Source organism: Achromobacter sp. K91 (assembly GCF_003576205.1).
GTDB lineage: Bacteria > Pseudomonadota > Gammaproteobacteria > Burkholderiales > Burkholderiaceae_B > Achromobacter > Achromobacter aegrifaciens.
Map to the genome: position 1 here is coordinate 63,079 of NZ_QWFB01000062.1, position 18,027 is coordinate 81,105.

At 67.7% G+C, this 18,027-nt stretch carries 17 protein-coding genes; 8 read left to right on the forward strand and 9 right to left on the reverse strand.

Annotation, left to right across the window (positions count from 1 at the left end; all coding sequences use genetic code 11):
- Positions 1-19: 19 nt before the first annotated feature.
- The 5 genes from DXK93_RS28730 to DXK93_RS28750 are packed head-to-tail and all read left to right on the forward strand — an operon-like array spanning position 20 to position 5,220.
- Complete coding sequence (locus DXK93_RS28730; protein ID WP_054451839.1) at positions 20-985, forward strand: tripartite tricarboxylate transporter substrate binding protein; 966 nt, start codon at positions 20-22, stop codon at positions 983-985.
- A 60-nt stretch (positions 986-1,045) separates the two neighbouring features.
- Complete coding sequence (locus tag DXK93_RS28735) at positions 1,046-1,795, forward strand: SDR family NAD(P)-dependent oxidoreductase (RefSeq protein ID WP_054452294.1); 750 nt, start codon at positions 1,046-1,048, stop codon at positions 1,793-1,795.
- Complete coding sequence (locus DXK93_RS28740; RefSeq protein WP_054451838.1) at positions 1,792-2,289, forward strand: MaoC/PaaZ C-terminal domain-containing protein; 498 nt, start codon at positions 1,792-1,794, stop codon at positions 2,287-2,289. The genes DXK93_RS28735 and DXK93_RS28740 overlap by 4 nt, the downstream gene beginning before the upstream one ends.
- Positions 2,286-4,421 carry an acetate--CoA ligase family protein gene (locus DXK93_RS28745; protein WP_119451915.1) on the forward strand — a complete coding sequence of 712 codons (2,136 nt, stop codon included), beginning with the start codon at positions 2,286-2,288 and terminating at the stop codon, positions 4,419-4,421. Before DXK93_RS28740 ends, DXK93_RS28745 begins: the two co-directional genes overlap by 4 nt.
- A 52-nt stretch (positions 4,422-4,473) precedes the next feature.
- On the forward strand, positions 4,474-5,220 hold the full coding sequence (locus DXK93_RS28750; RefSeq protein ID WP_054451836.1) for a citryl-CoA lyase: 747 nt from the start codon (positions 4,474-4,476) through the stop codon (positions 5,218-5,220).
- Positions 5,221-5,239: 19 nt separating this feature from the next.
- On the opposite strand, the gene DXK93_RS28755 is transcribed toward DXK93_RS28750, so the two are convergent.
- Entirely contained in the window at positions 5,240-5,899 is a 660-nt protein-coding gene (locus DXK93_RS28755) for a glutathione S-transferase family protein (protein WP_119451892.1), read from the reverse strand.
- Between the two features lie 325 nt (positions 5,900-6,224).
- Between DXK93_RS28755 and DXK93_RS28760 the strand changes: the two genes are divergently transcribed.
- Positions 6,225-7,274 carry a hypothetical protein gene (locus tag DXK93_RS28760; RefSeq protein ID WP_119451893.1) on the forward strand — a complete coding sequence of 350 codons (1,050 nt, stop codon included), beginning with the start codon at positions 6,225-6,227 and terminating at the stop codon, positions 7,272-7,274.
- Positions 7,275-7,471: 197 nt separating this feature from the next.
- A complete protein-coding gene (locus DXK93_RS28765) occupies positions 7,472-8,692 on the forward strand; it encodes a hypothetical protein (protein ID WP_119451894.1) in 1,221 nt (406 codons plus the stop codon).
- Positions 8,693-8,704: 12 nt separating this feature from the next.
- Here DXK93_RS28765 and DXK93_RS28770 read toward each other — a convergent pair whose 3' ends face one another.
- From DXK93_RS28770 to DXK93_RS28780, 3 genes are all read right to left on the reverse strand, one after another.
- Complete coding sequence (locus DXK93_RS28770) at positions 8,705-9,922, reverse strand: hypothetical protein (protein WP_119451895.1); 1,218 nt, start codon at positions 9,920-9,922, stop codon at positions 8,705-8,707.
- 52 nt (positions 9,923-9,974) lie between these two features.
- Entirely contained in the window at positions 9,975-10,934 is a 960-nt protein-coding gene (locus tag DXK93_RS28775; protein WP_199728350.1) for an LLM class oxidoreductase, read from the reverse strand.
- Between the two features lie 98 nt (positions 10,935-11,032).
- Positions 11,033-11,656 (reverse strand): glutathione S-transferase family protein, encoded by a 624-nt coding sequence (locus DXK93_RS28780; protein ID WP_054451831.1) that lies wholly within the window; start codon positions 11,654-11,656, stop codon positions 11,033-11,035.
- A 119-nt stretch (positions 11,657-11,775) separates the two neighbouring features.
- Here DXK93_RS28780 and DXK93_RS28785 point away from each other — a divergent pair, with 119 nt between their 5' ends.
- A complete protein-coding gene (locus DXK93_RS28785) occupies positions 11,776-12,651 on the forward strand; it encodes a LysR substrate-binding domain-containing protein (RefSeq protein ID WP_054451830.1) in 876 nt (291 codons plus the stop codon).
- Between the two features lie 31 nt (positions 12,652-12,682).
- On the opposite strand, the gene DXK93_RS28790 is transcribed toward DXK93_RS28785, so the two are convergent.
- Genes DXK93_RS28790 through DXK93_RS28810 form a run of 5 tightly spaced genes read right to left on the reverse strand, consistent with a single transcriptional unit; the run spans position 12,683 to position 17,997 of the window.
- Positions 12,683-14,068, reverse strand: coding sequence for an amidase (locus DXK93_RS28790; RefSeq protein WP_119451897.1), 1,386 nt, complete (start codon positions 14,066-14,068; stop codon positions 12,683-12,685).
- Positions 14,065-15,072, reverse strand: coding sequence for an ABC transporter ATP-binding protein (locus DXK93_RS28795; RefSeq protein WP_119451898.1), 1,008 nt, complete (start codon positions 15,070-15,072; stop codon positions 14,065-14,067). The genes DXK93_RS28790 and DXK93_RS28795 overlap by 4 nt, the downstream gene beginning before the upstream one ends.
- Positions 15,069-16,139 carry an ABC transporter ATP-binding protein gene (locus DXK93_RS28800; RefSeq protein WP_054451825.1) on the reverse strand — a complete coding sequence of 357 codons (1,071 nt, stop codon included), beginning with the start codon at positions 16,137-16,139 and terminating at the stop codon, positions 15,069-15,071. The genes DXK93_RS28795 and DXK93_RS28800 overlap by 4 nt, the downstream gene beginning before the upstream one ends.
- 9 nt (positions 16,140-16,148) lie before the next feature.
- Positions 16,149-17,042: an ABC transporter permease gene (locus DXK93_RS28805; protein WP_054451823.1), complete on the reverse strand. Its 894-nt coding sequence runs from the start codon at positions 17,040-17,042 to the stop codon at positions 16,149-16,151.
- Between the two features lie 19 nt (positions 17,043-17,061).
- Positions 17,062-17,997 carry an ABC transporter permease gene (locus DXK93_RS28810; protein WP_054451821.1) on the reverse strand — a complete coding sequence of 312 codons (936 nt, stop codon included), beginning with the start codon at positions 17,995-17,997 and terminating at the stop codon, positions 17,062-17,064.
- Positions 17,998-18,027 lie beyond the last annotated feature (30 nt).

Consider the following 18,027-nt stretch of genomic DNA (forward strand, 5'->3'; position numbering starts at 1 on the left):
GGCGCCCACAGGAGACAACATGAAGTTCATCGTCAAGCTGGCCTCGGGCCTGGCCGCCTGCATGCTGGCGGCCGGCGCGCACGCGGAATGGCCCGACCGTCCGCTGCGCATGGTCATCGGTTTCGCGCCCGGGGGCGCTTCGGACATCGCGTTCAAGATGGTGCAGGACGAGCTGTCCAAAAAGCTCGGCCAGCCCGTGGTGCCGATCTACAAGCCCGGCGCCAACGGCAACATCGCCAACCAGGCCGTGGCCACGGCCGAACCCGACGGCTACACGGCGCTGTGGGCCAACGTCGGGCCGCTGGCCATCAACACTTATCTCTACAAGGGCGTGCAGGTCGATCCGGGCAAGGCCTTTGTGCCGGTCACGCAATTGACCGATTCGCCGCTGGTTGTGGTGGTGCCGAAGTCGTCGCCATTCCAGACCATGCAGGACCTGGTGCAGGCGGCGAAGAAGCCCGACGCGGGGTTGTCGTACGGGTCCGCCGGGCACGGCAGTTCCATGCACGTGGCGGGCGCCGCGCTGTCGCTGGCCCTGAACGCGCCCATGACGCACGTGCCTTACAAGGGCAGCGCGCCCGCGCTGCAGGACCTGATCGCCGGGCGCCTGTCCTTCATGGTGGACAGCCGCTCCACCACCGCGCCCTTCATCAAGGAAGGCGCGCTGCGCGCCCTTGCCGTCAGCGGCGACCAGCGCGTGGCGGACATGCCCGACGTGCCCACGGTGGCCGAGTCCGGCGTGCCCGGCTTCAAAGTGACGACCTGGCAGGCCGTGGTCATGCCGGCGGGCACGCCCCAACCCATCGTCGACAAGTTCTCCAAGGCCTTGCGCGACACCCTGCAGATGCCCGAAGTGCAGGAACGCTTCGCGCGCATCTACACGCCGCTGGTGGGCAGCACGCCCGAAGCCTTCGCGGTCTTCTGGGCCAAGGAGAGGGCCGGCGCCCAGGCTCTGGTGGAGAAGGCGCGGCTGCAGGTCGATTGAACGCCGGGCCCGGGCGGGCCCGGCGCGGCAGGAACATTGAAACTCGAATGGAATGGCATCATGGATCTGGAACTGAAGGGTTGCACCGCTTTCATCACGGGCGGCGCGGGCACGCTGGGCATGGCAATGGCCAGGCGCTTCGTGCAGGAAGGCTGCAATGTGGTGGTTTGCGACGCCAATGAAGAGGCGATCGAATCCGCCTGCGCCGAACTGTCTGCCTTGGGCGGGAACGTCCTGGGCGTGCGCGCCGACGTGACCAACAAGGACGAGGTCGGCCGCGCCGTGCAGCAGGCGGTCGAGCGCTGGAAGAAGGTGGATATCCTGGTCAACAACGCGGGCTTCGCGCGCGACCGTTATCTGACCAAGATGTCCGAGGAAGATTGGCACGCGGTGCTGGACGTGACGCTGCAAGGGGCATTCCATTGCTCGCGCGCAGTGCTGCCGCTGATGATGGAACAGCGCTTCGGCCGCGTCATCAACATTGCCTCGCGCGCCCATCTGGGAAATCCCGGGCAGACCAACTACTCGGCCGCCAAGGCCGGGCTGATCGGCTTTACCCGTTCGTTGGCGCTGGAGTCCGGCAAGTTCGGCATAACCGCCAACGCGGTCGCCCCGGGCGTCATTTCGACGCCGCGCATGCAGAAGCGCCCCGACTACCAAGAGCTGACCGAACGCGCCAAGACCAACACGCCGGTCGGCCGGCTGGGCGACCCGGCCGATGTGGCCGCGACGGTAGCCTTCCTGGCATCGCGCCTGGCCGGCTTCACCACGGGCGAGACCGTGCACGTGACGGGAGGGCGTTACGCATGAGCACGCCATTCGATCTGGACGAACATCTGGGCCGCCGCCTGTACTTCGAGGACCTGGCGTCCGGGCAGTCCTGGGAAAGTCCGCGCCGCACGGTCACCGAAGCGGATGTGGTGCAGTTCGCCGGGCTGTCCGGCGACTACAACGCGCTGCACACGGATGCCGTATTCGCCGCCAGCCATCCCTTCGGCCAGCGCGCCGCGCACGGCATGCTGACCCTGGCCATCGCGTCGGGCCTGACCACCCGCATGCCGGTGTACCGCCTGATGGACGGCACCCGGCTGGCGCTGACCGAACTGCGCTGCGTGTGGCGCAAGCCCGTGCTCATCGGTGACACCATCCATGTCGAATTGAGCATAGGCGAGAAGACGCTGTCGCAGAAGCGCCCCGGCACGGGCCGCGTGACCATGCTGCGCACGGTGAAGAACCAGAACGGCGAGGTCGTGGTGGAGTCGGAATGGACCACCCTGATGAAATGCCGCCCGGAGGCCGCATGAGCGCCAGTCCTTCCCAGTTTGATCCCAACGTCCGCTTCGACGATCTGGTGGAGCTGACGCGGCCGCGTTCGGTCATGATCGTGGGCGCCTCCAGCAAGCCTGGCACGCTGGGCCATACCACCGTGGTCAACGTGCTGGAGCACTCGGATTTCGACGGCGAGGTGCACCTGGTCAACCCCAAGGGCGGCGAACTCTTCGGCAAACCCTTGCATGCCAGCGTGGACGCGGTGCCGGCGCAAGGTATCGACGTGGCCTTGCTGCTGGTGCCGGCCGAATCCGCCGTCGCCACGCTGCGCGCCTGCGCCGCCAAGGGCGTGCGCTACGTCATCGTGTTCACGGGCGGTTTCGCCGAGCTGGGCGTAGCGGGGCGCACGGTCGAGGCCGAGATGCTGGCGCTGGCGCAGCGCAGCGGCATGCGCCTGTACGGTCCCAACTGCGCGGGCATGACCATGCTGGCGCCGCGCCTGGGCCTGACCTTTTCCACCGAATTCCGCAACGACGGCAGGACGGGAAAGCTTTCGCGCATCGGCTTGGTGACGCAGGGCGGAGGCCTGGGCCGTTCGCTCATGCAGGGCAACGAGCGCGGCGTGTGCTTTTCGCGCTGGTTCTCCACCGGCAACGAACTGGACCTGGACAGCGCGGACTTCATCAACTGGCTGGCGCATGACCCGGGAACCGACCTGATCTGCACCGTGATGGAAGGCATACGCAGCGGCCCGCGTTTCATTGCGGCGGCGGCGGCCGCGCGCCGCGCGGGCAAGCCGCTGATCGCGCTGAAGATCGGCCGCTCGGATTTCGGCAAGAAGGCGGCGCAATCGCATACTGCCTCGCTGGCGGGCGAGGATGCCGTCAACGACGCGGTGTTCTCGCAGTACGGCGTCATCCGTGTCGAAGACCTGGACGAACTGCTGGACGTCGCCAGCCTGATATCGCGCGTGGGCGTGCGCCGCCTGCGCAACATCTGCGTGTATTCATCGTCGGGCGGCGCGGGCGTGCTATCGGCCGACAAGGTGGGCGAAGCCGGGCTGGCCATGGCCGCGCTGGCGGATGAAACCGTGGCCGAGATGGCGCGGCACGCGCCCGCCTACGCGGCCCTGACCAATCCCGTGGACCTGACCACCAAGGCGCTGACCGACCCGGATCTGGCGCGGCGCTGCCTGGCGCCGCTGTTTGCGGACCCGGGCGTGGACGCCGTGCTCTATCCCATCACCTCCAATTATTCGGCCAGCACCGAAGGGCTGGTGCGCAACATGCTGGCGGTCGCACAGGGCGGAGCCAAGGCCTTCGTGCCCGTCTGGATGAGCAGCCGCCGCGGGCCGGCGCACGACCTTCTGATCCAGGAAGGATTCGCACCGGTCTACAGCCTGCGCAACGCCATGCAGGCGCTCAAGCGCGTCAGCGCGTACGCGGACCTGGGGGCCGACGAGGCGCCGGACGCTCCGCCCGCAGGCCTGCCGGCGGCCGCGCCTGTCGTAACGCTGCCCTGCAATGAAGCGCAGGCCAAGGCGCTGCTGGCGCAGTACGGCGTGCGCGCGCCCCGGGAATCCCAGGCGGCCACGGCGCAAGAGGCGGCGGCAGCCGCGTGCGCCATCGGTTTTCCGGTGGCGCTCAAGCTGGTGGCCGACGGCGTGCTGCACAAGAGCGAGATCGGCGGCGTGCAGCTGCGGCTGCGCGATGAAGCCGAAGTGCGGCAGGCTTTCGAGAACATTGTCGCGAACGCGGCGCGGCATCAGGTGCCCGTCGCGGCCATCCGCGGCGTGCTGGTGTCGGAGATGGTGGTCGACGGCGTGGAAATGCTGGTGGGCCTGCATCGCGACGAGGTCTTCGGCCCGGTGCTGAGCGTGGGCGCGGGCGGCGTGTGGGTGGAGGTCGAGGCCGACGTGGCGCGCTGCCACCTGCCGGCCAGCCGCAAGCAGATCGAGCGCGCGCTGGACCAAACGCGCATCGCGCGCCGCCTGGCCAGCCATCGCGGCCTGCCGGCGCGCGACAGGGCGGCCCTGGTGGATGCCGTGCTGCGCATCGCGGCCTTGTTCACGGCGCTGGGAGACGACGTGCAATCGCTGGAGGTCAACCCGCTGGTGGTATTGGACGAAGGGCGCGGCGTGGTGGCGCTGGATGCCGTCATCGAATAGCAGGCCGGCGCAGCGGCCGTCCGCTGCCCGGAAAAAAACACGGAGATTTCAGATGTTCGACAGCAAGATCGGAGGCGGCGACGCCCATACCATCCTGGTGCGAGGCCATGACCTGGTGCAGGACCTGTTCCAGCGCGATTTCATCGACGTGCTGGCCCTGGAGCTGCTGGGCGAGTTCCCCACGCCGCAGCTCAAGACCATGCTCAACCTGTTCCTGGTGAGCGCGACCGACCATGGCCTCACGCCCAGCGCCTTGTCGGCGCGGCTGACCCTGCACGGCGCGCCCGAGGCCATGCAGGGCGCCCTGGCGGCGGGATTGCTGGGCGCAGGCAGCCGCTTTCTTGGCGTGATCGAATACGCCGCGCGCTTTCTGCGCGACGCCCTGCCCAAGCAGGATAGCTACACGGACGAGGAACTGCGCCGCTATGCCGAGGAATGCGTCGCGGCCAACAAGGCGGCCAAGCGCAAGATTCCCGGCGTGGGGCATCCCATACACGTGGACGGCGATCCCCGTTGCGAAAAGATGTTCGAGATCGCCAGGGACTGCGGCTATTACGGCAATTACTCGCGCTTTGCCGTCGAGTTGGCCGCGGCGGCCGCCCGCCAGTCGGGCCGCAAGATTCCGCTGAATGCCACCGGGGCCAAGGGCGCCATCGTGCTCGATATGGGCCTGACGCCGGAGTTGGGCAAGGCCTTGACGATGATCGGCCGTTCGGTGGGCCTGATGGCGCACATCATCGAGGAACAGAAGAATCCCATCGCGCAGAAGGTGTGGGACATGGCCGCCGGCAACGAGTGACGCGTCTGCCGGCCCGGGGTCAATCCCGGTCCGGCGCGCCCAGCGGGAACAGCGGCCGGTACGGCCGCGCTTCTTCCACGGCCCGCGCGAACGATGGACGCGCAAGCAGCCGCGCCCGATAAGCGCGCAGCACCGGATACGATTCGGCGATGCGGTGCGTCCAGTCGCCATAGAACAGCGAGGGCGCGGCGGCGCAGTCCGCCAGGGTAAAGTCCTCGCCAGCCGCCCAGGTCTTGCCGGCCAGATGCGTTTCGAGCCATGCATAGGCGACTTCCAGCTTTTCCACCGCCAGGGCCAGCGTTTCCCGCCGCTTGTTCTCGTCGCCCGAGAGCGCGCCACCTACCGCATGCTGCGTCCAGTTCATGACGTGCAGGTCGAAGAACCGATTCAGGAAGCGCACCTGCAGCGCCGCCCTGGGATCGGCGGGCAGCAGGCGCTGCGGCCCGGGATGATCCAGCTGCAGATGCTCGATGATGATGCTGGTCTCGGCGATGTTGCGGCCGCCGTCTTCCAGCAGCGGGAACTTGTGCAGGGGCCAGCGGCGCAGCCATTCGGCCGCGTGCTCTGGCGTGTCGGGGCCGATGCAGCGGAACTCGAATGGAGTGCCGTTTTCGTACAGCGCGATCAGCACCTTCTGCGTGTAGGAGGAGAAGGGATGGCCGTAAAGGGCGAGCGACATGGCGGGGGTCTCCGGGCGGAATCGCGATGGACGACGCCTAGCGTCGCCGAGACGAGAAACAATCGCAACAAATAATTTCAAACCTTTTGTGTCAGCGATCCGACCGCCCATGCGAGGCGGCGCGGCAGTACGGGGGAGCCGCGGCCCCGCCGTTACTGGCCTTGCGGCTGCGAGGCATGGCCGGGCGCTTGCGCGGGTCTGCATGAACGCCGGATCGGAGCCGGCCGGCGTGTGTTTCAGCCGCTATGCAAGGATTGCGATCTGGCCCCGAGCCAGTAGTATGCGCGCTCAACCGACCGATCCCGCTCATACCAAGGACTGATCCATGACCCTGACGCGTCCGCGACTTGCCCTGTCCGCCCTGGCGCTCGCGCTGGCCCTGTCCGGCTGCGCGCCTCATCCGTTCCTGAGCGCCGAAGGCACCAGGAACGATCCGCGCTATGCCCAGCTGCTGGACCTGATCGACGCGGCGCTGAAGGACGATATGGCCGTGGTGCTGGTGGCCGACATCATGCCGCATCGTTCGCTGAGCGACGCGTTGGAAATGACCAAATGGACCTCGCGCGTCATCTGGATGTACGAAAAGGATCCGCGCATAACTTTCAGCCGCGGCTTTCAGACCAACTCGCTACAACGGGACAAGAAGACGACCTATCTGTTCCAGGCCTTCGAGGTGCATATCCTGCCGCCGGGCAAATATCTGCTGACCGGTGGCGACGACTACAAGCTGAATGCCTTGCTTGACCAGGTCGGCGCTGCGAGCGGCAAGGAGGGTTCGGGCCGCGGCGCCAACGGCACCGCCTATCTGTCGCCCGAGCTCTATCGCGAGTTCTACCGGGAAACCAACTGGCGCGACGCTACCTATGGCACCGAGACCAAGACGCGCACGGTCTGCACCGCCGTGCACGCGGCTTCGGGCGCCTGCGTGAGCTGGGGCGAGCAGCAATACAGCGAGACCACGCAGCTCGGTGCGGCCGGCTATCGCGAAGAGACCGATTCCCGCGATATCCCCGCGATCAAGGTGCAGGCCCGCATCCCGCCGCAGCAGGCGCTGGCAAGTTTCACGCTCAAGGGCGGCCAACTGGTGCTGAGCCAGCGCATGCACCTGAAGACGCCGAGCTACAAGTACCGGCAGTCCGCCTGCCGCGCGGTCGATCCGAAGATGATCGAATGCCCGCTCGAAGATCTGACCGTCTATACGCGTCCAGCGCCCATGGAGTTCACGCAGAAGTACATCGAGCGGCTTGAGAACGTAAGCGCGGAACACCGTCAGCTTCTGGCCAAGATGACACCGATGCAGATCACGCCCTTGGGCAAGCAGGGCATGGAAGACCCGATCTGGGGTGTGCCGCTGTCGCTGCGCAAGGGCAAGTAGGCGACGAGCCTGGGGGGCGCTGGAAGGGCCGCCCGTCATCGTAGAGAACAGGGCGGGCGCTGGCGGATTGACAGGCAAAATCCGCTTCCCGATCCAGAGCGGAACTGGAATTAGCGTTATCCTGCCGCTAGACTAGATCGTCGGCTGCCATGCCTACCGGGATGGCGCCGATGCCGCGACCGGCGAGGACTGCGCACTTGAAGCAAATCCGGCACTACCTGTTTGGCATCATCGTCTCCTTCCTGCTGGCGGGACTGCTGGCGTTCCTGGGCATCGTGTTCGTCTCCAGCCCCAATCTGGGCTGGGGCGCGCAGGCGCTGTTGAGCTATGGCGTGTTGTTCGGCGGGCCTCTGGCCCTGGTGCTGGCGCTGTGCTGGATCATCTACATGGTGCGCGATAAAGGCCAGGTGCCGGGGCGCGTCCACGCGTTGATGTTCCTGCCCACGGTGTTGGCACTTGCCATCGTGCCCGTCAGCGACTCCATCGAGCAGGGCAGGTGGGACCGTTTCCAGGCGTCGCACCCAGCGATCGAGGAAGCGCACGTCAATCTGAGCGGGCGCACGATCTGGACGGACCGGAGCGGCGGGAGCGTGTCGTCGGGCTCGTCGCCGTACCTGGAGCCCGGGTCGGTGGCTCAATACATGTTTTCGCGCTTTCGCCGCTATCCGAACCAGGGGGCCGCGGCCAGCGAGAATTTCCCCTACGACGGCGCGCGCCTGAAGGACGGCGTGGATCGCTACGTGTACTCCAGCCAGGACGGAACGCCAGGCGCGTCCGTGCCGCTGAAACGCCAGCCGTATCCGGATATGGGCAAGCTGCCCTCGGCGTCCGCGCAGGGCGAAGCGGAGCTGGTGGTTTATCACTATTACCACTATGCCGATCACGTCGAGGTGGCGCCGGGCATCGCGCGCTTCGCTGGCACCACCGACGACCGGATGGAGGCGGCCGGGATGCCCGGGGTGGCGATTTTCAGCCTGCAGAACTTGACGCCGCAGACCATCGCCCGGGTGGAGATCAACGGCCAGGCCTATGACATGGGCTCGCAGGCGGCGCGCAGCGTGCTGCGGCAGCCTTGCGATCCGGTGCGTGGCGGTAGCCCGGTCCTGCTCGATCTGGAGCAGCCCTTGCGGGTGCGTTGGCAGACGCTGGAAGAACCCGGGACCTGGCGCGAGGCGACAGTGAACGTCCCGGCCTTCAGCGCGGCGAGCGGCAAGGACCCAGGCAAGGGCCTGCAGCGCGTGCGGCTGTACTTCCTGCCGGATGAGACGGTGGCTGCCGAACGCTACAGGGAGATCCGCGCGCGCGGCGAACTCTCCGTCCGCGCTACCGGCCTGCCCGCCGCCGCGCAAGCCTATACGGGCTGCGGCGGCGCGTATTCCGGCTACAACCCGCAGACGGTGAAGCTGCTGGGCAACTGAGGCCTGCGCGCGCTACACGTCTTCGATGCGCTGCGAGGGCGCAAGGGGCGTACCGAGGTCCAGCATGGCGTAGATCCGCTGCGTGAAACGCTGCCGCCGCGTGGGCCTGCCCATGCGCCAGCGCGTGTCCAGCCATAGCAGGGGCAGGGCGAAGCCCAGCCACACGATGAAGAAGAGCGCCAGCAGGAAGACGGCCAGTTCGGGAAAGTCCCGGAACGAACCGTCGTCCGGTCCGGCGAAAAACTGCAGGCCGACCACGAACAGCCAGGCCGTCAGCATCAACGCGCCTATCAGCTTGAGCAGGCGCGCGCGCTGGTTCATGCCCACGCGGATAGGCGTGTCCCTGCCTTGCTCGCCGCCGTAGTAGCGGTGGCACATATAGCAGCGGCCATCTTCCAGATTGCGCAGCGCATAGACGGCGCGCCGGCCATCCTGGTGGACGGAGGCCGTGCGCACTGCCAATTCGACGCGGTCGCCCTCGGCCAGGAAGGGCAGCGCGTCGCCGAACGCTTCCTGGGCGATCATCGCGTAGTCCACGCCGTTGACCGTGTAGCGGTAGATGCCATAGTTCGGCCCTTTGTGAACCTGGCGCATCTCATGCGTGAGGCCGGTAAGGCGGCCCCGCACGTACCCGATGGGCGGTTCGCCCTCGTCCTGCGTCGATAGCGGCTCCAGGCGTGGCGGCTCGGGCGGCGGGGCAGGTATGCCGGCAACCGGCTTTTGCTCGGGATCGAAAAGCGCTTCGGTGGCCAGGATCAGCGGGCGGTGGCGGCGGTTGTGCCAGAGGCCGTGCATGGCCGAACCCGCCACCACCAGCGCCACCAGGGCGACGACCAGCGAGAAGACCATCAGGAACACGCGTGTGAGGCTGGCGATGCCGAGCAGCCAAGCCAGCCACACGAACGCCGCGCAGACCGCGCCGCCGATGACGATCTCGCGCCAGCCGCGCCGTTTCAGGGTTTGGTAGTAGCGCGGCGGGATGGGCTCTCCACGCGCCGGAACCGCCCAGGAGAAGACGGCCGGCCCCTCTTCGCCGTCCATCACACCCAGGCGCGCCGGCATGCCCTGCTGATGCAGGCGCTGCAATTGATTGATCTGCGGCGCTTCCAGCCCGGCGGCGATCACGCTTTCTGTTCCTACGCGCAGGAACGCATCGTGCCGCACGAGCGGCACCGCGAGGCGGATCTGGTCGATGGTTCCTTCGAGTATGCGGGCGGAGGGCTGCGCCATGACGGGGTTGGAGGATGAAAACCGTCAAGGATAGCGTAGCCGCCTGCGTGAGCTACCAAGCGTCCGGCAAAGTCCCAGGCCCTTCATGCGTGGGGAAATGCGGCAGCACTTCCTCCGCCAGTTCCTGCAGCACGTCCGCCGCGGGCCGTTGCGAGAACTGGATGCCCAGCGCGGCGTGATTGACGCCGGCCTCCTGCCATTCTTCCAGCAACGCGATCAAGCCTTTCCTGCCCGTGCGCAGCACGAAGCCGTTATGCAAGGGCGTGCGGGGATGGTCGGGGTCTTCGGCCAGGTCCAGCCATTCATTGGTCATGTGCGGCCGGAAGCCGCCGTCGGGAATCTGGGCGCGCCAGGCACGGATCTTGGCCCCCAGGCGCTTGGGTCCTGTCGACGTATCGGTGGCGTCGGGATAGGTCAGCCAGCCATCGGCGTGTTCGGCGATCCACGGCAGCGACTGCCCCGACGAACCCGTGACGATGAGCGGAATGACGCCCACGGCGGGCTTGGGCAGGAATTCCGCGTTGCTGAAGCGCCCCAGCGGCGAATCGATCTCCAGGCGTCCTGGGCGCATCAACTGACGGAAGTACGAAACCGCCTCGGCGAAACGCGCAGCGCGTTCGTCGTGATTCAGCCCATAGGCAGGAAACTCGACCGGACGGTCTCCCGACGCAATCCCCAGCACCAGCCGGCCGCCCGACAATTGGTCGATGGTTGTCGCCGCCTTGGCCAGATCGATGGGGGGGCGCAGGGAAAAGATCGCGCTGCCCGTGGCCAGTGCAATCTTCTTCGTTTGCGCCGCCAGAAAGGCCAGGTAGGTGAACGGATCGAAGACCTGGCCGGCATCGCCGAACGAAGGGGAGTACAAGGGTACGTCGCGCACCCAGACGGCGGCAAACTCCTGCCGGTCGATCTGCCGCACAAGTTCGGCCTGCCCCGCAAGGACCGCCATGCTGCCTTCATAGAAGCGCAGCGGCAGGAAGATGCCCAGCGTCAGGCGGTCGGGCGCGAACATCCGCCGATAGCCGGGGTGCGCGGAAAAAGCGAAGTACGACGCTCCCGTCGTGCCATGGAGAGAGAGGGTGGTGTCCATTCCGACTGTCCTTGTTTCCTTCAAGCGCCCGTTGCCGGCGCGGGCAGGGTGATGCCTTTGGCGACCGCGGGCCGCGCTGCCACGCGTTCGTGCCATGCGCTCAGGTGCCGGTGATGGCTGAAATCGAAATCGATGATCCGTGCGATGTGGCTCCAGCCGAAATGCGCGATATCGGCGATGGAGTAGGCGTCGCCGGCAAGGTAGGGCTGATCGGCCAGCCTGCGGTCCAGCACCGCGAGCGCATCCTCGGTCAGGCGCTGGTAGCGTTCGAGCGCGGCGGGGTTGCGCGCCTTGTCGAACACCTCGAAGTTCACGCGTTGCCCGATGATGGGACCGACGCTGCTGGAATGGAATTGCAGCCACTTGATCGCTTCCCAGCGGCCTTGGATGTCCGTGGGCAGCAGCCTCCCGGTCTTTTCCGCGAGATACAGCAGTATGGCCGCCGATTCGAACAGCGCCACGCCGGTTTCATCATCGGTCAGTACCGGAATGCGGCCGTGCGGATTCAGGGCCAGAAAATCCGGCTGGCGGTGCTCGCCCTGCGCGATGCGCACATGGTGCAGGCGGTAGGGCAGTTCCAGTTCTTCCAGCGCGATGGTGGCCTTGTAGCCATTGGGAGAACTATCGGTGTATAGATTCAGCATGGGCTTGCTCATTTAAGATTAGCTAAATATTCAGGATCCGCGGCGGCATTGAAATTTTCTTTGTTGAGCGGGATCCGGTACAGCGATCATTTCTCACTTTTAAATTTAGGAAATCTAAAATGACGGCAACGCTTCCCCTGCAGGCGCTGCGCACTTTTGTCGAGGTAAGCCAGCGCGGCAGCATCACCGCGGCGGCGCAGGCCTTGCATGTCACGCCGGGCGCCGTCAGCCAGCAGATCCGGCTGCTGGAGGACCGGCTCGGCATCGCCCTGCTGGTGCGCGAACGCCACGGCATGCGCATGACGGAGGCGGGCGCCGAGGCGTATCCGATGCTTAGCGCGGCGTTCGCGCAGATCGACAAGGCAGTGGACATGCTGGCCGCTAAGCAGGCGCGGCAAAGCCTGACCGTTAGTACCGTGGCGACGTTCGCGGCGTCTTGGCTGGTTCCACGCCTGGGGCGGTTCAAGGAACGGCATCCGCACATCGAAATCCGGGTAGAGGCGACGCCTGCCCTGGTCGATCTGCGGCGCGACCACGTCGATGTCGCCCTGCGCCACGGGCTGGGCGATTATCCGGGACTGGATGTGGTGCCGCTGATGGCGCCGGTGCTCGTGCCGGTGGCCGCGCCAGGCTTCGCAGCGGCGCTGGCCGAACCGGCGGACTGCCTGGATTACCCGCTGCTGCACGATGCGGACCGCGCCGATTGGCCGCTGTGGCTAAGCGCGCATGGCGTGGCCCAGGATGCCCGGGCGCAGCGCGGCAATGCGTTCGATGACGATTTCCTGCTGATCCGGGCGGCGGAAGCGGGCCAGGGACTTGCGCTGGTGCCCGCCGCGCACGCGCAGGAAGAGATCGCGGCCGGACGCCTGGTCCAGGCGCTGGACAAGCCCTGGCCCGCGAGGTTCGCCTACTACGCCGTCAGCAGGCCCGGCGCGGTCCAGCGTCCGGAAGTCCGCGCCTTCATCGACTGGATCGTCGAGGAGGCCAGGGCGTGACCGCTACGGCTGCTTACGCGGCAAGGAGTTTTCAAGCCTGGAAGCGCCGCGCAGCCTGAAACAGCTGGCGCTCGCTGCCCGCGCGACCCAGCAGTTCCAGGCCGACGGGTATTCCGCTGGGCGTGAAGCCGATGGGCACGCTCAAGGCCGGCAGCCCCGTCACCGCCGCGAGCAGCCCATTGCCGCCGCGCTGGGCCTGGCCCAGCAGTGCCGGCGCGCCACGCACGCTGGGATAGGCCAGCAGGTCCAGCTGGCCTTGGTCCATGGCAGTCAACAATTCGTCGCGCAGCGCCTGGGCGCGGGCCAGCACCGCGAGGCGCGCGCTGCCGTCGGGATCGCGCAGCGCATCGCGCTCGCGCAGCAGCGGCGCGACTTCCGGGTGGGGATAGCCGCCGTCCAGGATGTCGGTCAGGCTGCGCACGGGCAGACCCGCATCGCGCAGGCACAGGGCAAGCGCGTCGCGGAATTCATGGCCGGTGACGTTGGCGGCGGTCAGGCGCGCGTCTTCCAGCGGCAGCGCGACTGGCTGGATCTGTGCGCCCTCGGCTTGCCAACCGGCGAGCGCCGCGCGGACGTGGCGCGACACCTCCAGTTCCGCGCCGGCTGGGCCGAAGAATGCTTCCAGCATGCCGATGCGCCAGGCCCGGTCCGCGCCGCGCGCGTCTTCGCCTTGTCCCGCCATCACCGACCACAGGGCTGAGATATCAGCAAGGCTGCGGGCCATCGGGCCGACCGTGTCGAGCGTCGGCGACAGCGGCACCACGCCGGCGTTGCTGTAGCGTCCGGCCGTGGGCCGCAGGCCCCAGACCTGGTTGAAGGCCGCGGGGATGCGGATCGAGCCGCTGGTGTCGGTGCCTATCGCGGCCGCCGCGAAGCTGGACGCCACCGCGACGGCGCTACCGCCGCTGGATCCGCCGGGAACGCGGGCGGCGTCGTAGGCGTTGCGCGTGCGGCCGGATAGTGAAGAAACGTTGGTGATGCCGCAGGCCAGTTCGTGCATCGTGGTCTTGCCCAGCACCACGGCGCCGGCTTCGCGCAGCCGGCGCACGACGTCGGCGTCGCGCTGCGGGCGGCGGCCGGCCAGCGCGAGCGAGCCAGCGGTGGCGGGCATGCCCACGGTATCGATGTTGTCCTTGAGCAGAAGGGGAATGCCGTGCAGCGGCCCCAGCGCCGCCCCGCGCTGTCTTTCCCTGTCCCGATCGGCGGCCTCGGCCAGCGCCTGGCTGTTCAGCGCGATGACCGCGTTGAGCGCTGGCCCGGCCTGGTCGTGCGCGGCGATGCGCGCCAGGTAGGCGCGCACCAGGTCCATGGCGCTGAGCGCGCCCGCTGCCATGGCCGACCGCAGCTCGGCGATGCCGCGGCCAAAGACCGGATCGCTGCCCGGCAGAGGACCCGCCAGCAGGCGCGGCGCGCTCATCGGAAGTGGCACGCCACCCAGTGCTGCCCGGCGTCCGAGCCGTCTGGCCGCTGGGTCAGGACCGGCTGCTTCTCCTTGCACACTGGCTGCGCCAGCGGGCAGCGCGTGTGGAAGCGGCAGCCGCTGGGAGGATTCGCCGGGCTGGGCGGATCGCCCTGCAGCAGCTTGCGCTGCGCGGGCTTGTGCGGATCGGGAACCGGGACGGCCGACAGCAGGATTTCCGTGTACGGGTGCAGCGGGCGCGAGAACAGCGTGTCGCGGTCGGCGACCTCGACGATGCGGCCCAGGTACATCACCGCCACGCGATGGCTGATGTGGCGCACCACCGCCAGGTCATGCGCGACGAACAGGTAGGCAATGCCCATCTCTTCCTGCAGGTCCATCAGCAGGTTGATCACCTGCGCCTGCACCGACACGTCCAGCGCGGACACCGGTTCGTCGCACACGATCAGCTTGGGCCGCAGGGCCAGCGCCCGCGCGATGCCCAGGCGCTGCCGCTGGCCGCCGGAGAACTCGTGCGGGAACTTCTTCATCGCCTCCGGACGCAGGCCGACCTTGGAGAACAGCCAGGCGATCTCATCGGCGCGTGACCGGCCGCCCGAGGTCGGGAAGTTCTGCAGCGGTTCGCCGACGATGTCGCCTGCCGTCAGCCGTGGATTCAGCGACGCGTACGGATCCTGGAAGATGATCTGCATGTCGCGCCGGCGGCTGCGCATCTGCTCGGCCGACAGCGCCAGGATTTCCTCGCCTTCCAGCCGTACGGATCCCGAGGTCGGCTGGATCAGGCGCAGCACGGACTTGCCGGTGGTGGTCTTGCCGCAGCCGGATTCGCCCACCAGCGCCAGGGTCTCGCCGCGGGCGACAGAGAACGACACGCCGTCCACGGCCTGGATGACCTTGCGGCGCGGCTTGAACCAGCCGCCCGCGCCGGGATAGTGCATCTTCAGGTCGCGCACTTCCAGCAAGGGCGTGGTCGGGGCGGCGGGCTGGTTGCGGGCGCTCATGCTTGGACTCCAGTCAGGGCGGCGCCGGGGGGCGTCGAAGCGGCCGCCTGCGGGGCCGGTTGCGCGGCGACGCGCGCCGCTTCGTGGCAGGCGACCACGTGGTCGCTGCCATGTTCAAGCAATTGCGGCGCTTCGGCCCGGCAGCGGTCGGTGGCGTAGGCGCAGCGCGGCGCGAAGCTGCAGCCTTTGCCCAGCTCGCTGGGCGCGGGCACCATGCCGGGGATCTCGGCCAGGCGTTGCGTCGACGCGTTCATCGACGGCATCGACGCCATCAGCGCCCGCGTGTACGGATGCAGGGGGCGGTCGAACAGTTCGGTGACGGGAGCTTCTTCCACCTTGCGGCCTGCGTACATCACGGCCACGCGGTCGCAGCATTCGGCCACCACGCCCAGGTCGTGGGTGATCAGCACGATGCCCATGCCCAAGCTCTGCTGCAGGCTGCGCAGCAGGTCCACGATCTGCGCCTGGATGGTCACGTCCAGCGCCGTGGTCGGTTCGTCGGCGATCAGCACTTCGGGATTACAGGCCAGGGCCAGCGCAATCATCACGCGCTGCCGCATGCCGCCGGAAAGCTGGTAGGGGTACTCGTGCACGCGCCGTTCGGGTTCCGCGATCTGCACCAGGCGCAGCATTTCCTCGGCGCGGCGGTAGGCCTCGCGGCGGCCGAGCTTTTGATGCAGCATCACCGTTTCCGCGATCTGCCGGCCCACTGTCAGCACGGGGTTCAGCGAGGTCATCGGTTCCTGGAAGATCATCGAGATCCGGTTGCCGCGGATCTGGCGCATCTGCTTTTCGGTCAGGCCCAGCAGGTCGGTGCCGCGGTAGCGGATCTGGCCGCCGGCATAGCGCCCGGGCGGCGTCGGGATCAGCCGCAGGATGGACAGCGCGGTGACGCTCTTGCCGCAGCCGGACTCGCCGACCACGCCCAGCGTGCGGCCTGCCCGCACCTGGTAGGACACGCCGTCCACCGAGCGCACGGTGCCGGACACGGTATCGAAGTAGGTGCGCAGGTTGTCGACTTCGAGCAGCACATCGCCAGGGGCGACGGCGGCGGGAGAGATTGCCATGGCGTGCTCCTAGCGTTGGTTGGTCAGGCGGGGGTCGAGCGCGTCGCGCAGGCCGTCGCCCATCAGGTTGATCGCCAGCACGGTGACGGCCAGCAGGATGCCCGGATACAGGATGGTGTAGAACGCCACCGCCACGTAGTTGCGGGCGTCGGCCATCATGTTGCCCCAGCTGGGCACCTGGGCCGGCACGCCTACGCCCAGGAACGACAGCACCGCTTCGGTCAGCACCGCGGTGGCGGCAATGAACGTGGCCTGCACCACCAGCGGCGTGACCATGTTGGGCAGCACATGGCGCCGCAGGATCACCGGCAGGCGCGTGCCCACGGCGTGGGCGGCTTCGACGTAAAGCTGTTCGCGCAGCGTCAGCGCCAGCGAACGCACCAGGCGCACCACGCGCGGTACCTGCGGAATGGCGATCGCGATGATCACCGTGGTCAGGCTGGCGCGGATCACCGCCATCAGGGCGATGGCCAGCAGGATGTCGGGAATGGCCATCATGCCGTCCATGATGCGCATGATGATCGCGTCGGCCCAGCGCACGAAGCCCGCCATCAGGCCCAGCACCACGCCGACCGCGGTCGCGATCAGCGCCACCACGATGGCCACCACGAGCGACACGCGGCCGCCCCACACCACGCGGCTGAACACGTCGCGGCCCAGCGCGTCGGTGCCGAAGTAATGTTCGGCCGACGGCGGCTTCATGCGTTGCAGCGGATTGATGCTGATAGGGTTGTGCGTGGCGATCCAGGGCGCGGCGATGGCCAGGCCCGCCACGATCAACAGCAGCGCCAGGCCCAGGATCAGGGTGGGGTGCTTGCGTATCCAGCGCCAGCGGCGGCCGCTGGCGCTGAGCGCCTCGTGCAGCACCACGGGCGGGCTGGTGGAAATCGAGCTTTCTGACATGATTCTTTCCTGCGGCGGCTCAGTAACGGATGCGAGGATCGAACAGCCGGTAGCTGAGGTCGATCAGCAGATTGATCAGCACGTAGGTGCCGGCCGATAGCAGCAGCACGCTCTGGATCACCGGATAGTCATGGTGCTGGACCGCGTCGATGACCAGCCGGCCGATGCCGGGAATGGCGAACACAGTCTCGGTCACGACCACGCCGCCGATCAGCAGCGCGATGCCCACGCCCACCGTGGTGGCAATCGGGATGGCGGCATTGCGCAGCGCGTGCTCCAGCACGGGCAGCACCGCCAGGCCCTTGGCGCGCGCCGTGCGGATGTAGTCCTCGTGCAGCACTTCCACCACGGTCGCGCGGGTCATGCGGGTGATCAGCGCGATGTATACCAGCGCCAGGTTGATACAGGGCAGGGTCAGGTTGCGCAGCCACGGGCCCACGCCCTCGGACAGGCTGACATAGCCCTGCACCGGCAGCCATTGCAGCTTGATGGCGAAGCCGTAGATCAGCAGGTAGCCGACCAGGAACACCGGCACCGAGAACGCCAGCACGGCGAACAGCATCACCAGGCGGTCGATCCAGGTGCCGGCGCGGTAGGCGGCCAGCACGCCCAGCGGCACGGCCACGATGATGGAGACCAGCATCGTGAGCGCGGCAATGGACAACGTGGGTTCCACCCGCTGCGCCAGCAGCTGCGTCACGGGCACGTGGGTGAAGATGGACGTGCCCAGGTCGCCTTGCAGCAGCTTGCCCGCCCACAGCCCGAACTGCCGCCAGAGCGGCTCGTCCAGGCCCAGCGCCACGCGCAGCTTGGCGATGTCGTCGGCGGAGGCGAAATCCCCGGCGATGAGCGCCGCCGGGTCTCCCGGCGACAGGTGGATCAGCAGGAAGACGATCACCGCCACCACTGCCATGACAGGCACGATGGCAAGCACTCGCCGGATGATGTAACCCATGGTTGTCTCGCGTATCGATTAGGCTGGCTG

What these genes read in the sequence shown, in the direction of transcription:
- DXK93_RS28775 (WP_199728350.1), bottom strand. Translation starts at nt 10,934, where the DNA reads ATGTTCGCGCCCGACCGCCTGACGCTGGGCATCTTCCTGCCGCTGCGC.
- DXK93_RS28790 (WP_119451897.1), bottom strand. Translation starts at nt 14,068, where the DNA reads ATGAGCGCGCCGCGCCTGCTGGCGGGTCCTCTGCCGGGCAGCGATCCG.
- DXK93_RS28740 (WP_054451838.1), top strand. Translation starts at nt 1,792, where the DNA reads ATGAGCACGCCATTCGATCTGGACGAACATCTGGGCCGCCGCCTGTAC.
- DXK93_RS28780 (WP_054451831.1), bottom strand. Translation starts at nt 11,656, where the DNA reads ATGCTGAATCTATACACCGATAGTTCTCCCAATGGCTACAAGGCCACC.
- DXK93_RS28805 (WP_054451823.1), bottom strand. Translation starts at nt 17,042, where the DNA reads ATGTCAGAAAGCTCGATTTCCACCAGCCCGCCCGTGGTGCTGCACGAG.
- DXK93_RS28800 (WP_054451825.1), bottom strand. Translation starts at nt 16,139, where the DNA reads ATGGCAATCTCTCCCGCCGCCGTCGCCCCTGGCGATGTGCTGCTCGAA.
- DXK93_RS28745 (WP_119451915.1), top strand. Translation starts at nt 2,286, where the DNA reads ATGAGCGCCAGTCCTTCCCAGTTTGATCCCAACGTCCGCTTCGACGAT.
- DXK93_RS28750 (WP_054451836.1), top strand. Translation starts at nt 4,474, where the DNA reads ATGTTCGACAGCAAGATCGGAGGCGGCGACGCCCATACCATCCTGGTG.
- DXK93_RS28795 (WP_119451898.1), bottom strand. Translation starts at nt 15,072, where the DNA reads ATGAGCGCCCGCAACCAGCCCGCCGCCCCGACCACGCCCTTGCTGGAA.
- DXK93_RS28810 (WP_054451821.1), bottom strand. Translation starts at nt 17,997, where the DNA reads ATGGGTTACATCATCCGGCGAGTGCTTGCCATCGTGCCTGTCATGGCA.
- DXK93_RS28735 (WP_054452294.1), top strand. Translation starts at nt 1,046, where the DNA reads ATGGATCTGGAACTGAAGGGTTGCACCGCTTTCATCACGGGCGGCGCG.
- DXK93_RS28785 (WP_054451830.1), top strand. Translation starts at nt 11,776, where the DNA reads ATGACGGCAACGCTTCCCCTGCAGGCGCTGCGCACTTTTGTCGAGGTA.
- DXK93_RS28770 (WP_119451895.1), bottom strand. Translation starts at nt 9,922, where the DNA reads ATGGCGCAGCCCTCCGCCCGCATACTCGAAGGAACCATCGACCAGATC.
- DXK93_RS28730 (WP_054451839.1), top strand. Translation starts at nt 20, where the DNA reads ATGAAGTTCATCGTCAAGCTGGCCTCGGGCCTGGCCGCCTGCATGCTG.
- DXK93_RS28755 (WP_119451892.1), bottom strand. Translation starts at nt 5,899, where the DNA reads ATGTCGCTCGCCCTTTACGGCCATCCCTTCTCCTCCTACACGCAGAAG.
- DXK93_RS28760 (WP_119451893.1), top strand. Translation starts at nt 6,225, where the DNA reads ATGACCCTGACGCGTCCGCGACTTGCCCTGTCCGCCCTGGCGCTCGCG.